This is a genomic window from Cryobacterium sp. 10S3, assembly GCF_034344045.1.
GTDB lineage: Bacteria > Actinomycetota > Actinomycetes > Actinomycetales > Microbacteriaceae > Cryobacterium > Cryobacterium glucosi.
The window spans coordinates 559,403-573,548 of record NZ_CP133773.1 but is presented as its reverse complement, the minus strand read 5'-3'; the positions used below and the strand labels follow the sequence as shown (position 1 = coordinate 573,548).

General features: G+C 67.9%; 11 protein-coding genes. 6 read left to right on the top strand and 5 right to left on the bottom strand.

Annotation, left to right across the window (positions count from 1 at the left end; genetic code table 11):
• Window positions 1-61: 61 nt before the first annotated feature.
• On the bottom strand, window positions 62-2,239 hold the full coding sequence (locus RHM57_RS02615) for a glutamine synthetase III (RefSeq protein ID WP_134447193.1): 2,178 nt from the start codon (window positions 2,237-2,239) through the stop codon (window positions 62-64).
• A gap of 203 nt (window positions 2,240-2,442) precedes the next feature.
• On the opposite strand from RHM57_RS02615, the gene RHM57_RS02610 reads away from it, so the two are divergent.
• Window positions 2,443-4,134 carry an ABC transporter ATP-binding protein gene (locus RHM57_RS02610; protein WP_322140681.1) on the top strand — a complete coding sequence of 564 codons (1,692 nt, stop codon included), beginning with the start codon at window positions 2,443-2,445 and terminating at the stop codon, window positions 4,132-4,134.
• 70 nt (window positions 4,135-4,204) lie between these two features.
• On the opposite strand, the gene RHM57_RS02605 is transcribed toward RHM57_RS02610, so the two are convergent.
• The 4 genes from RHM57_RS02605 to RHM57_RS02590 form a co-directional block, all read right to left on the bottom strand.
• Entirely contained in the window at window positions 4,205-5,080 is an 876-nt protein-coding gene (locus RHM57_RS02605; RefSeq protein ID WP_134447197.1) for an ABC transporter permease, read from the bottom strand.
• On the bottom strand, window positions 5,077-6,090 hold the full coding sequence (locus tag RHM57_RS02600) for an ABC transporter permease (RefSeq protein ID WP_322189568.1): 1,014 nt from the start codon (window positions 6,088-6,090) through the stop codon (window positions 5,077-5,079). Before RHM57_RS02600 ends, RHM57_RS02605 begins: the two co-directional genes overlap by 4 nt.
• Before the next feature lie 109 nt (window positions 6,091-6,199).
• Window positions 6,200-7,828 carry an ABC transporter substrate-binding protein gene (locus tag RHM57_RS02595; RefSeq protein WP_134558715.1) on the bottom strand — a complete coding sequence of 543 codons (1,629 nt, stop codon included), beginning with the start codon at window positions 7,826-7,828 and terminating at the stop codon, window positions 6,200-6,202.
• Between the two features lie 128 nt (window positions 7,829-7,956).
• A complete protein-coding gene (locus tag RHM57_RS02590; protein ID WP_322136320.1) occupies window positions 7,957-9,210 on the bottom strand; it encodes an aminotransferase class III-fold pyridoxal phosphate-dependent enzyme in 1,254 nt (417 codons plus the stop codon).
• Window positions 9,211-9,379: 169 nt separating this feature from the next.
• Here RHM57_RS02590 and RHM57_RS02585 point away from each other — a divergent pair, with 169 nt between their 5' ends.
• The 5 genes from RHM57_RS02585 (at window position 9,380) to RHM57_RS02565 (ending at window position 14,134) form a co-directional block, all read left to right on the top strand.
• Window positions 9,380-9,970, top strand: a complete 591-nt coding sequence (locus RHM57_RS02585; RefSeq protein WP_134447203.1) for a TetR/AcrR family transcriptional regulator — start codon at window positions 9,380-9,382, stop codon at window positions 9,968-9,970.
• A gap of 76 nt (window positions 9,971-10,046) precedes the next feature.
• Window positions 10,047-10,871 carry an aldo/keto reductase gene (locus tag RHM57_RS02580; protein WP_134561799.1) on the top strand — a complete coding sequence of 275 codons (825 nt, stop codon included), beginning with the start codon at window positions 10,047-10,049 and terminating at the stop codon, window positions 10,869-10,871.
• Window positions 10,868-12,097 carry a multidrug effflux MFS transporter gene (locus tag RHM57_RS02575; protein ID WP_322140680.1) on the top strand — a complete coding sequence of 410 codons (1,230 nt, stop codon included), beginning with the start codon at window positions 10,868-10,870 and terminating at the stop codon, window positions 12,095-12,097. Before RHM57_RS02580 ends, RHM57_RS02575 begins: the two co-directional genes overlap by 4 nt.
• Window positions 12,098-12,152: 55 nt before the next feature.
• Window positions 12,153-13,400 carry a glycosyltransferase gene (locus tag RHM57_RS02570; protein ID WP_322140679.1) on the top strand — a complete coding sequence of 416 codons (1,248 nt, stop codon included), beginning with the start codon at window positions 12,153-12,155 and terminating at the stop codon, window positions 13,398-13,400.
• On the top strand, window positions 13,397-14,134 hold the full coding sequence (locus RHM57_RS02565) for a PIG-L deacetylase family protein (protein WP_134561798.1): 738 nt from the start codon (window positions 13,397-13,399) through the stop codon (window positions 14,132-14,134). The genes RHM57_RS02570 and RHM57_RS02565 overlap by 4 nt, the downstream gene beginning before the upstream one ends.
• The last annotated feature ends 12 nt before the right edge of the window (window positions 14,135-14,146 follow it).

Here is a 14,146-nt window from a genome sequence, read left to right as displayed (position 1 = left end):
CGCGCATCCGCCCGGCCAGCAGAAACAGGCTGACCGGGCGGAGGACGTACGTGCTCTGCGGTTACAGGATGAAGAGCATCTCCTGGTAGGTCGGGAGCGGCCACAGGTCGTCCGCGACGATCTCTTCGAGGGCATCTGCGGCGGCGCGGACCGCGGACATCGCCGGAAGCAGCGCGTCGCGAGCGTGCTCGGCCTCGCCGAGTGCGGTCTCTTCCGATCCGCCGGCCAGCGCGTCCCGGAGCACGGCGAGCGCGGACCGGAGCTTGGTGATCGGGGCGGACACCTCGCTCAGTGCGGCGTGGTCGGGTTCAACGCCGGCGGCCGTGAGGGCGCCGATGTTGATCGCGAGTTCGGTCTGGTGACGCACGGCGGCGGGGAGGATGACCGTCGCCCCCATCTCGAGCGTGAGGCGCGCCTCGACACCGATGGTGAGAGCGTACTGTTCGAGGCCGATCTCATAACGGCTGTGCATCTCGCGGTGGTTGAAGACCCTGTACTTGTCGAACAGGTCCATTGCCGACTCGGTGATGAGTTCGGGCAGCGCGTCGAGGGTCGTGCGCAGGTTTGCGAGCCCGCGCTTCTCCGCCTCGATCGGCCAGGCATCGGAGTACCCGTCGCCGTTGAACACGACGGCGCCGTGGTCGGTGATGATCTGGGTGAGCAGGCTCTGCACGGCCGTGTCGAAGTCAGTGCCACCGGCGACGGCGGCCTCGAGCTCGGTCGCCGCGTAATCGAGCGACTCGGCCATGATCGTGTTGATCGTCACCATCGGGCCGGCGACGGTCTGCATCGAACCGGGGGCACGGAACTCGAACCGGTTCCCGGTGAACGCGAACGGGCTCGTACGGTTGCGGTCGCCCGGGTCGGTCGGCAGCACCGGGAGCGTGTCGACGCCGATCACCATCGAGCCCTTGTCCTTGGACGAGGTTGCCGGGCCCTGGGCGATCTGCTCGAAGACGTCGGCGAGCTGGTCGCCGAGGAAGATCGAGATGATCGCCGGCGGGGCCTCGTTGGCGCCGAGGCGGTGGTCGTTGGTCGCGGAGGCGACCGAGGCGCGGAGAAGTCCGGCGTACTTGTGCACCGCGCGGATGACGGCGGCGCAGAACACCAGGAACTGGGCGTTGTCGTGCGGGTTGTCTCCCGGGACGAGAAGGCTGCCGAGCTCGTTGTTGCCGAGCGAGAAGTTGACGTGCTTGCCCGAGCCGTTGACGCCCTGGAAGGGCTTCTCGTGGAACAGGCAGGCCATCCCGTGCTTCTTGGCGACTGACTTGAAAGTCGTCATGAGCAGCTGCTGGTGGTCGGCGGCGATGTTTCCGCGCTCGAACATCGGCGCGATCTCGAACTGGCCGGGGGCGACCTCGTTGTGCCGGGTCTTCGCGGGGATCCCGAGCTTGAAGAGCTCCCGCTCGGTGTCCATCATGAAGCCGAGCACCCGCTCGGGGATGGCGCCGAAGTAGTGGTCGTCGAACTCCTGGCCCTTGGGCGGCTTCGCGCCGAACAGGGTACGGCCGGAGTTGAGCAGGTCGGGGCGGGCGAGGAAGAAGTGCCGGTCGACGAGGAAGTACTCCTGCTCGGGGCCGCAGAACGAGACGACGCGGGCAGGATCGGTGTGCCCGAAGAGGCGCAGGATGCGTTCGGCATGTTCGCCCATCGCCTGCTGCGAGCGCAGCAGCGGGGTCTTGTGGTCGAGCGCTTCGCCGGTCATCGAGACGAAGACCGTCGGGATGCAGAGGGTGTTGCCGTTCGGGTTCTCGAGCACGTATGCCGGGCTCGTCACGTCCCAGCCGGTGTACCCGCGAGCCTCGAAGGTGTTGCGCAGGCCGCCGTTGGGGAAGCTCGATGCGTCGGGCTCGCCCTGCACGAGGGTCTTGCCCGCGAATTCGGCGAGCGCCGTGCCATCGCCGACGGGCTCGAAGAAGCTGTCGTGCTTCTCCGCTGTCAGCCCGGTGAGCGGGTAGAAGACGTGGGCGTAATGGGTCGCACCCTTTTCGAGCGCCCAGTCCTTCATCGCGGATGCGACGGCATCCGCTACGAGCGGATCGAGCCTGGCGCCGTTTTCGATCGTCGCCATCACGGACTTATAGACGGATTTCGGCAGCCGCTTCTGCATGACGACCTTGTTGAAGACGTTTTCGCCGAAGATCTCTCCCGGCGTCTCAGTCGCTGTATAGCTCGGGGCCGGAGGAACATAAGCCCTTACATCCCTGATCGCTTGACGGCGGGCGCTGTTTCCACTCATGAATACCCCTTTGCTACGGCATGCTGCTCCGCGACTAGGTGCGGATTCGGATGCGCCTAAATCTAGGGAGGTCGCGTGGCGAGGATGTTTCCGATGAATGACGGTTTCAGTCACCAGAACCCCGCGCCGGCCTCTCTTCCAGATTAAACCTGTCCGAAACACTGCATTGACTCGCCGAAACGCGACGCGTTTATGTTGGACGCATGTCCGATAAAACTGCCACGGCGACTGCAGCCCCGGAAACCGCCATCGGGCGGCCGCTGCTCTCGATCCAGAACCTGTCCATCTCCTTCCGGACCGCCCAGGGGGTGTTCACCGCGGTCTCCGACGCGAACCTCGAGCTGTCCGCACGGTCCACGCTCGCCGTCGTCGGCGAGTCGGGCTCGGGCAAGTCGACGATGTCCGCGGCGATCAACCGCCTGCTCGCACCGAACGCGACCATCACCTCCGGGAAAATCCTCTTCAACGGCGTCGACCTCGCCCACGCCTCCGAGGCGCAGATGGCCGGGGTGCGCGGGGCCGGCATCGGCCTCGTGCCGCAGGACCCGATGTCGAACCTCGACCCGGTCTACCGGATCGGCCACCAGATCACCGAGGCCCTCGAGGCGCATGGCGCAACGCCTTCCGCCGCACGCATCCGGGCGATCGAGCTGCTCAGGATGGTCGGAATCCCCGAGCCCGAACGCCGCTTCCGGCAGTTCCCGCACGAATTCAGCGGCGGCATGCGTCAGCGCGTGCTCATTGCGATCGGGCTCGCCTGCCGCCCACAGCTCCTCATTGCTGATGAGCCGACGAGTGCCCTCGACGTCACCGTGCAGCGGCAGGTCCTCGACCAGCTCTCGGCACTGACGGAGGAAATGGGCACAGCGCTCTTCATGATCACGCACGACCTCGCCCTCGCGGCCGAGCGCGCCGACGAGGTGCTCGTCATGTTCCGTGGCAGCATCGTCGAGCATGGCCCGGCACGCCAGATCCTGGAGGATCCCCAGCACGAATACACGAAGCGCCTGCTCCTGGCGGCGCCGAGCCTCGCCGTGCGCCGCGGGGAGACGCGGGCGGCGACGCCCTACGCGACGCATCAGGCCGCAGGAACGGGCCATGTCGATAACATCATCGAGCTCTCCGAGGTACGCAAGGAGTTCGTCGTGCGCAGCGGGTTCCTGTCGCGCCCGCAGCGGTTCGTCGCCCTCGCCGGCTCGACCTTCAGCATCCCCCGCGGCAGCACCGTCGCGATCGTCGGCGAGTCCGGCTCGGGTAAGTCGACGACGACGAGACTCGTGCTCGGGCTCGACGCACCGACCTCCGGGTCGATCACCTTCGAAGGCGCCGAGACAAGCGGCTTCACGAAGAAGGAACTCCTCGACTTCCGTCGCCGGGTCCAGCCGGTGTTCCAGAACCCGTTCGCCTCGCTCGACGCACTCTTCACGGTCGGCGCGACCATCGTCGAACCCCTCGTCGTCCACGGTTGGGGCACGAAGGAATCCCGGGCTGTCCAGCTGCTCGAACTACTCGACGCGGTCGCCCTCCCCGCAGAGACCGCAGACCGCTACCCGCACGAACTCTCCGGTGGCCAGCGCCAGCGCGTCGCCATCGCACGCGCGCTCGCGCTGCGGCCGGAACTCATCGTGCTCGACGAGGCGGTGTCCGCCCTCGATGTTCTCGTGCAGGCGCAGATCCTCGACCTGCTGATGCGACTCCAGCATGAATTCGGCCTGAGCTACCTGTTCATCAGCCACGACCTCGCCGTCGTGCGGCAGATCAGCGACTTCGTGCACGTGATGCGGAACGGCGTCATCGTGGAGAGCGGCACCCCGGAGGAGATCTTCGACTCGCCCCGGGAGTCGTACACGCGGGAGCTGCTCGCCGCGATCCCCGGCGCCCGCATCGCGAGCTGACCCCCGCCGGACCAACGAAGCGGCGCCCGGACACAGTCCGGGCGCCGCTTCCTGTTGTGCTGCCGGCGACTCAGCGGCGGGTGGCCTTCACGTCGAGGGCGTCCCGCAGGCCGTCGCCGATGAAGTTGATCGCGAGCACGATCGTGAGCATCGCGAACCCGGGGGCCGCGGCGATCCACGGCTGATAGAAGTTCTTGGCGCCGTCGGTGATCATCGCACCCCACTCCGGCGTGGGCGGCAGGGCGCCGAGGCCGAGGAAACTCAGCGAGGCGACCAGCAGGATGACCTGGCCGAGGTCCATGGTCGCGTTGACCAGGATCGGCGTCAGCGACTGCGGCACGATGTGCCGGAACAGGATCCGTGGACCGCTCGCCCCGATCGCCACGGCCGATTCGACGTGCTCCCGCTGCTTGATCGAGAGCACCTGACCGCGCATCAGCCGGGCATAGATCGGCCACCAGACGATCACGATCGCGATCAACGCGTTGTTCAGGCCGGGGCCGAGCGAGGCGGCGACCGCCATCGCGAGCAGGATCGCGGGGAATGCCATCGTCATGTCCGCGATGCGCATGATCACGGCATCCACCCAGCCGCCGAAGTAGCCGGCCACGGCGCCGAGCACGCTGCCGATCGTCACCGAGACGACGATCGCGACCGCGGCGATCGGGAGCGAATAGCGGGCACCGTAGAGGGTGCGGCTGAAAACGTCGCGACCGAGCGCATCCGTGCCGAACCAGTGCGTCCCGCTGGGCGCGAGCAGCCGTTCGCCCACCTGTTTGATCGGGTCGTACGGCGCGATCCACTGCACGCCGACGGCGGCGACGATCCAGAAGGCGAGCACGACGTATCCGAAGATCATCGGTGGGCGCAGCCAGGCGGATGCCGACCCGCGCTTCCACAGGTCGCGGGCGTTTCCGGCCAGGCTGGGCAACGAGATCGCGGTCATGCGAGCCTCACTCTCGGGTCGACGACGGCGTACACGATGTCGGTGGCCAGGCTGGCCAGGAGGAAGATGGCACCGCCGACGAGGGTGACCCCGTTGATGGCGGGGTAGTCGAGGGTGCGGGTGGCGCCGACGGCGTACGAGCCGATCCCGTTCCAGGAGAAGATCTGCTCCACGAGCACGGCACCGGTGAGCAGCGCGCCGAACGCGAAGCCGACGATGGTGACGACCGGGGTGAGCGAGTTGCGCAGCACATGATGCCGCATCACGAACCCGTCACTGAGGCCCTTCGCGCGCACGGTGCGCACGTAGTCCGCGTGCATCTCATCGAGCATCGAGGCGCGGACCAGCCTGCTGATCGTGCCGACCAGCCCCCAGCCCAGGATGAACGCCGGGAGGATCAGGTGGCTGACCGCGTCGAGGAAGAGCGAAATATTGCCGGCGAGCAGTGAGTCCACCGTGTAGAAGCCAGTGACGTTCGCGGGAGGTTCGATCCTGGCCGAAAGCCGGCCGGGGCCGGGGAGAACGCCGAGCTGGGCGTAGAAGACGAAGAGGAAGACGAGGCCGGTCCAGAAGACCGGGAGGGACGATCCGAGCAGGGAGAAGAACCGGCTCAGGTGGTCGGCGAAGCGGTCCTTCCGGCTCGCCGAGATCACGCCGAGGGCGATGCCGCCGAGTGTGCCGATCAGGAGGGCGACGATCGTGAGCTCCATCGTGGCCGGAAGACGGCTGAGCAGGTCGCTCGTCACGCTCGATTTGGTGCTGAAGGAGGTGCCGAGGTCGCCCTGGAAAAGGTGACCGAGATAGTTCAGGTACTGCGTGAAGAGGTCCTGGTCGAGGCCCCAGCGCGCCTTGGCGGCGGCGACGATCTCGGGATTGTTGAGGTTGCGTTCGCCGACGAGCGAGGCGATCGGATTCGCCGGCAACAGCCGCGAGATCACGAAAGCGATCGTCACGATGCCGAGCAGGAGCAGCGGCAGGATGGCGATCCGTTTGAGGATGAAGCGAAGCATCTGGAACTCCGTAAAGTGCGGGGCGACGGTACAGTGCGGGGCGACGGTACAGGGCGACAGTGCGGGGCGTGGACCGGGTCCGCGCCCCGCACTGTCGCTGGGCAGTGGCTTACTTCGTGAGCCCGAGCGCCCCGAGGTCGACGTTGCAGCACGGGCTGTACGTCACCCCCGTGATGTCGCTCGCGTGGGCCATGATCAACTGCGGATTGACGATCGGCAGGATATTGACGTCGTCGGCCATCAGTTGGGCGAGCGCCTGGTAGCTCGCCGTGCGCTCCGCTCCGGTCTGGGCGAGCGCAGTCGTGAGCCCGTCGACCTCGGCCTGGTTGACCGTCTTGCCGGCCAGAGAGGCGAAGTTGGCGACGTATCCGCCGTTCGGGATCAGGCCGAAGTACTGCACGTACTGGCTCGAGTCCGTGTGGTCAGGGGCGAAGTACACGGCCGTGATCGGGGTTCCTTTGCCGCCGATGACGTCGGCCCACTGGCTGAAGTCGACCGGCGTCAGTTCGAGCGTGATGCCGACCGAAGCGAGGTTCTGCTGGATGGCCTGCATCTGCAGGTCGAGGTCGACGCCGTATGCAACGATCTTCGGGTACGTCGAGCTGATCGTGAAGCCGTCCGGGTAGCCGGCCTCTGCGAGCAGCGCCTTCGCCTTCGTGACGTCGTAGCTCGGCAGGGCGACCTTCTCACTTCCCTCGAAGCCGTTCGGGATCGGAGAGCCCTGCAGCTTCCCGTAGCCTGCGACGAGGGTCTTGACGATGTTGTCGTAGTCGATGGCGTCCTTGATCGCCTCCCGCACCCGGACATCGGCGAGGGGAGCCCCGCCCTCTGCACCTGGCATCAGGGCGATGTATGTGTAGTTGAACGAATCGACGGCCGCCGTCGTGACCGTCGGGGTGTTCTTGAGCTGGTCCAGGGCGTCTGGGCTGATCTGCATGGCGATGTCGACGTCACCTTGCTGGAGCTGCTGGAGCTGCGAGCTCGAGTCGGTGACCTCCTTGAGCGTCACGGTGTCGAAGGTCGGCTTGGTGCGCCAGTAGTTCGGGTTCGCCGTGAGCTTCACGGCACTGTTGGCCGTGTAGCTGTCGAGGATGTACGGGCCGCTTCCCGCGGAGTTGGAGAGGAACCAGTCTTCTGCGGTGTCCGCAGTCGACGCGTCGGCCGCGGCGGATGCACCGTGCTCGCTGGCGACGTCACTGTTCACGATGCCCAGGTACGACGCCGCGACGATCGCGAGGAACGCGGAGTTCGGCGCCGCGAAGTTGACGACCACGGTCTTCGCGTCGGGGGTGTCGATCGAGGACATGCCCGCGAGCAGGTAGGAGGCGCTGCCCTTGATGTTGGCGAGGCGCTCCAGGCTCCACTTGACGTCCTTCGGCTCGACGGGCGAGGCGTCCGAGAAGGTCGCCGCTGGGTCGAGTCCGAAGGTGAACTGGGTGTTGTCGGCGTTCGCGGTGAAGGTCGAGGCCAGCCCGGGCTGAAGGGTCTTCGAGTCCTCTGGACTCACGATCACGAGCCGGTCGTAGAGTGCCGTGAAGACGATCTGGCAGGTGTCGCAGTAGCCGCGGTCGGGGTCGAGGGTCGTCAGGTCCATCGCCCTCGCGATCACGAGATCGTGTTTCGCGACAGCCGTCGTGGCCGCTCCGACGCTGCAGCCGGTCAGCAGCAGGGTTGCGGTCGCGGCCATCGCGACGAGGGAGCGCCATTTGAAGCGGGTGGAGCGTTGTTTCGTGTGCACGTGAGTCTCCTCTGTTGGTTGCGGACCCGGCCGTCCCGCCGGTTCTCAAGGTGGCTGCAGCGTCGGAGCCTGGGTGCTGATGGTGGAAGGGTGGCGATGGTGGCAGCTGAACGGGTCAGTCGAACGGGTCAGCCGAACAGGGCGCGCGTCTCGGCGAACGCGTCGTCGGTGCGCTCGAGCGCCCACGCGACATCCGTTTCGGTGTGCGCGGTGGAGAGGAACCAGTTGTGCGCGGGGTGCAGCAGCACGCCGCGCCGGACCGCCGCGTCGGTGAAGGCCGCGGCTGTCGCGAGGCTTTCGTCGTCCTCGAAGCGCAGGAACGGCATCACGGGCGGCCCGCTCTGGAAGACCGTGAAGCCGTGCGCGGCGGCCTGGCTCTGAAGTCCGTCGCGCAGGAGCTGGCCGACCCGGTTCATCTGGGCGGGGGTGTCGGTCGCCTTGAGCAGGCCGATGTTGGCGATCGCGGCCGCCATCGCTGCACCCGCGTACCAGAACGATCCGGTCGCGAAGATGTCGGCGGCCGACTGGCGGAGGGAGTCGATGCCGACGACCGACGAAATCGCGTAGCCGTTCGCCATTGCCTTGCTGAAGGCGGTGAGGTCTGGATCGATGCCGAGCGGTTCCCACGCGCCGCCGGTGTGCAGTCGGAAGCCGGTGCGGACCTCGTCCATGATCAGCACGGCGCCGATCCGGTCGGCCAGCGCCCGCACTCCCCTGGCGAAGGCCGGGTCGACGATGTACTGGTCTGTGGAGCCGGGGGCGTCGTGCCGGAATGGAGAGAGGATGATCGCCGCGGCATCACCGCCGGCTTCGGCTGCGGCAGCCTCGAGCGAGGCGAGGTCGTTGAACTCGAAGTCGATGATGTTTGCGCGGTCCTCCGGCGTGCTGCCGAGCGGGTTCGGATTGAACCAGGCATTCGCGCCGTGGTAGGCCGTGCCGCCCTTGAGCAGCTTCTTCCGACCCGTCGCCGCCCGGGCGATCGTGACCGCGAGACTCGTGGCGTCGGTGCCGTTCTTGGCGAACATGGCCCAGTCGGCGTGTGCGACGGTGTCGACCATCAGTTCGGCGAGCTCGACCATGCGTGCGGTCGGGCCACCGAGGGCGTCGCCGCGCTTCTGCTGGGCCAGCGCTGCCGCGTCGACGACCGGGTTCGCGTAGCCGGAGATCATCGGGCCGAAGGAACACATGAAGTCGAGATATTCGTTTCCGTCGACGTCCCAGAGGCGGTTGCCCTTGCCCTCCGCATAGAACTGGGGGAACCCCGACGGCATCAGGGCCACGTTCATGTGCCCGTACATCCCGCTTGGGATGACCTTCCCCGCGCGGGCTCGCAGGGCGGCGTCAAGGGGCAGTTCGATCTGTTGTGGTGCTGTGATGGTCATCCCTGGCTCACTTCCTCGTCTGTGCTGTCCTCACAGTTTTTATGACACGCGTCCGAAATAAGTTTCTGCCCTGTTACAAGCGAGTAAATTAACTCATGCGTCCAAAAACCGGGGACTCGCCGATGGGTTCCCGCAGTCGACTGGGGCGAACGAGGAAGAGACACAACACATGCCGAAGATTGTCGACCACGAGGAACGGCGCGCTGAGGTGCTCGAGGCCACCTGGCGGGTGATCGCGACCCGCGGACTTGACGCGGCCACGGTGCGCCAGATCGCGAAGGAAGCCGGCGTTTCGAGCGGCGTGCTCGCCCACTATTTCGCAGACAAGGACGACATCCTCGTTCAGGCCCACCGCCTGGCCTATGACCGGGTCTTCCGCCGCGTCGAGGAGAAGATCGGCCGGTCAACCGGGATCGAGGCACTCAGGGCCACGCTGTATGAGACGCTGCCGATGGACGAGAACCGGCGGATCGAGGCCGTCATCGACATCAGCTACATCGGCAGGGCACTCAACGATCCCCGCCTCAAGCTGGTCCGGCAGGAGTCCGCGCAGGTCGCTCGGGACTGGTGGCTCGGGGTGCTGACGTCGACCGCGGCGGGTGGGCACCTGGCCGTCGACACGAATCTCGGACTGCTCGTCGACCAGATCCTGGTGTTCATCGACGGGATCTCGCTGCAGTCGGTACTGTTCCCCGACCTGATGACTCCGGAGCTTCAGAAGCAGCTCGCCGACGACCTGATTGCCCGCATCCGGGCCTGAGCCCACGCGGCAAGACGCTAGGCTCGCTTTATATTGGACGCTCGTCCGATAATAATGCGACCGAACGGAGCGCCCCATGCCGCCGACCCGACTCCCCAGGATCACTCTCAATACCGGGGCGACGACCCCGCAACTCGGTTTCGGCGTCTTCGCGATGGACGACGAGGCGACCGCTCGTGCGGTCGAAGCGGCCATCGCCGCCGGGTACCGCTCGATCGACACGGCCGCCGTCTATCTCAACGAGCGCGGCGTCGGTATCGGCATCCGCCGGAGCGGTATTCCCCGCGGGGAGCTCTTCGTCACGACGAAACTCTGGAACACGCACCACCTGACCGCGGGCGAGGAAGCCAGGAACAGCCTCGATCGCCTCGGACTCGACTACGTCGACCTGTATCTGGTGCACTGGCCGGTGTCCTCCGTCGGAACTCACCTGCGGGCCTGGGACGGCCTCGAAGACGTCAACCGCTCCGGTGCCGCGCGGTCGATCGGCGTCTCCAACTTCTCGCGGGAGCAGGTCGAGGAGGTGATCGCGCTCGGCGGGACGGTCCCGAGCGTGAACCAGATCGAACTGCACCCCCTGCACTCACAGCCGGAGCTGCGCGCCTTCCACGCCGAGCGAGGCATCGTGACCCAGGCCTGGTCGCCGCTCGGCCGCGGCCTCGCCCTCGGCACATCCGAGATCGCCTCGATCGCGCGGGCGCACGGGGTCACGGAGGCGCAGGCGATCCTGCGCTGGCACCTGCAGCTCGGTACCGTTCCCCTGCCCAAGTCGGCGTCCGCCGACCGGATCAGGGAGAACATCGACATCCTCGGCTTCGAACTCGACGCAGAAGACATGGCGACCATCGACTCTCTCTCTGTCGGCCGTCGCGTCGACGAGTCGTACTACGAGTGGGCATGACCGCGTCCGCGCACCCGGGCGAACTGCTCAGCCGGGGTCACCGCCTGCGGTACGTGTTCATCCTCGGCGCCCTGACCGCGCTCGGGCCGTTCACGATCGACCTGTACCTGCCCGCCTTCCCCGCGGTCGCGGCGGCACTGCACACCTCCGAGTCGGCCGTGCAGATCACCCTCGCGGCCACGACCATCGGCCTCGCCGTCGGCCAGCTCGTTGTCGGCCCCTGGAGCGACGTCATCGGTCGGCGCCGGCCGCTCATCGTCGCGACCCTCGTCCACATCCTCGCGTCTCTTGCCTGCGCGTTCGCCCCGAACGTCGAGGCGCTGACGGCCTTCCGCTTCCTGATGGGCGCGGCGGCGGCGGCCGGCGGCGTCGTGTCGCTCGCGCTCGTGCGTGACCTCTTCTCCGGAATCCCGATGCTCAGGATGCTGTCCCGGCTCGGCATGGTCAACGGGCTCGCCCCGATCGTCGCGCCGATCCTGGGTTCGCAGTTGCTGCAGTGGATCGACTGGCGGGGTATTTTTGTGGTGCTCGCCGCATACGGTGCGGTGATCGCCCTCGCTTCGGTGATCGGCATCCGGGAAACCCTGCCGATCGAGAACCGGATCCAGTCGGGCATCCGTGCGCTGCCGGGTCGGATGGGCAGGCTGCTCCGGGACCGCCGCTACCTCGGACTCGCCCTGGTCGGCGGTTTCGTCTGGGGAGGCGAGTTCGCCTACCTCGCCGGTTCACCGTTTCTGTTCCAGGGCGTCTACGCGTTCTCGGTCGCGCAGTACGGGCTGTTGTTCTCGGTGAACGCCCTCGGCTTCGTGCTCGGCACCCAGCTCGGGGCGCGCCTTGCCGGCAGGCTGGCCCCGCAGTGGCTACTGGCCCTCAGCACGACCGTGCTCGTGATGTCCGCCCTGGTGATCTGCACCGCAGCCGTCTGGGGCTGGGGGCTTCCGCTCGTCGTCATCCCGCTCTGGTTCTCGATCATGGCCGTGGGGGTCTGCATTCCCTGCGTGCAGGGCCTCGCCCTCGCACCCCACGGGGCGGAGTCCGGACTCGCGGCGTCGCTGCTCGGCGCAATGAACTTCACCGTCGCGGGAATCGTCACTCCGCTGGTCGGGGTGTTCATCACCGGTGACGCACTCGGAATGGGAGCGGTCATGCTCGCCTGCGCCGTCTTCGCGAGCGCGGCCCTGTGGTGGCTCGTGCGGCCGCGATCTGTGCCGGCCCTCGCCCGCTGACCCATTCGACGGAGTTCGGCAGGGCGGGTTCAGGCGACTGCGTTAAGATTCACGGGTGTCCCCCGCAGCCTCCCGCCTCCGCATCGCCCTCGTCTCCCTGCACACCTCGCCGGGTGACGAGCCTGGATCCGGGGACGCCGGCGGCATGAACGTCGTGGTGCGCCAGCAGGCGGAGGCCATGGCCGCTGCCGGCCACACCGTCGACATCGTGACCCGCCGGTCCTCGGCCACACTTCCCGACGCCGTCGTCCTCGCACCGCGCCTCACCCTCCGCTTCCTTCAGGCCGGGCCGGCGAAACCCATCAGCAAGGGGGCGCACGAGGCGGTCATCGACGAATTCCGGGTCGGCCTGGCCGCCCTCGGCGACTACGACGTGATCCACTCGCACCACTGGTTCTCCGGCATGGCCGCGCTCCCGCTCGCCCAGGGCCGCGGCATCCCGCACGTGCAGAGCTTCCACAGCATCGCCGCAGACCCCTCGACGCCGCTCTCGGCCGGCGAACGGCCGGAGTCACCGGGGCGGATGCGCGGCGAAGCCTGGCTCGCCCGCGAATCCGACGCCCTCGTCGCGATCAGCAACGCCGAGGCCGACACGATCGTGACCAGGCTCGGCGGCTCGCCAGAGCGGATCTTCGTGGTCTCCCCCGGGGTCGACGCAGAGCTCTTCCACCCGGCGCCGGGCATCCGCACTACCGAGCAGGACCCCGGCTACGCGATCGTCGCCGCCCGCCTGCAGCCGCTCAAGGGACTCGACCTCGCGGTCGAGGCGATAGCGGCGGTCCCTGCGGCACTCCGGCCGGAGCTCATCATCGCGGGCGACGCCTCCGGCGACTTCGACGGCTATATCGATGGCCTCCGTGACCTCGCCGAACGGAACGGGATCGCCGACACCGTACGATTCCTCGGCCCGCAGACCCGCGCCGATCTCGCGGCGCTGTTCCGCGACGCCAGGGTCGTGTTGATCCCCTCCCACTCGGAGACTTTCGGTCTGGTCGCCCTCGAGGCGGCAGCGAGCGGAGTGCCCGTCGTCGCCTCCGCGTCAGGGGGCCTCCGCGAAGCCGTGCTCGACGGCGACACCGGGATCGTGCTCGGCTCCCGCGACCCGCAGGCCTGGGGCGCGGCGATCACGACCCTGCTCGGCGATCCCGACCTCGCCCGCCGGCTGTCCGTCGACGCCCGCGCCCGCGCCGAACGCCTCGACTGGCCGCGCAGCGCGCGGGGTCTTCTGGACGTGTACCGGGGCTTGCTCGAGCCGTGCTCCGCGGACGAGTACGACGACCGACGCGGGCTGCGGATCGCGTGAGCATCCTCGACGGCCTCCCGGTCGTCCTGCTCGTGCACGCGCACCCCGACGACGAAACCCTCACCACCGGAGCCCTCGCAGCCGAACTCGTCGCGCGCGGCACCCGGGTGTCGCTCCTGACCGCCTCCCGTGGCGAGCGCGGCGAAGTCGTCGCCGGGCCGCTGTCCGGGCTCGAGGGCACCGCGGCGCTCGCACGCGTTCGCGAGGACGAGCTGGACAGAGCCACCCAGGTCCTCGGGATCGCCGACCGATTCTGGCTCGGCCAGGCTCCCGCGCGCGCCGAAGGACGGCCGCCGCGCCGCTACCGTGACTCGGGCATGAGCTGGATCCGGGAGGGACTCGCCGGTCCGGCCGCGGACGCCGACGCCGATGCCCTCTATGTCGCTCCCCTCGACGAGGTCACGGCCGATGTCGTGGCGCTCATCGGGCACGTGCGGCCCGCCCTCGTGATCAGCTACGACCACGGCGGTGGTTACGGCCACCCCGACCACGTGCGCATGCACGAGGCGGCCCGTGCGGCATGCCTCGCCGGGCAGACCCCCTTCGCCGAGATCGTGCTCGATCCGGCAGCGGATGCCGAATGGCTCGACCTCGAGGCCCGTCGCGCCGTGACGACGGCCGCCCTGCGCTGCTACCGGAGCCAGCTCACGGTCACCGGCGACGGCCTGCATCTTGTGCATTCCGGTGGCCAGCATGAGGCGATCACGACGTCGATCGGGTTGCGCGCCCGCTGAGGTGTCGATTCG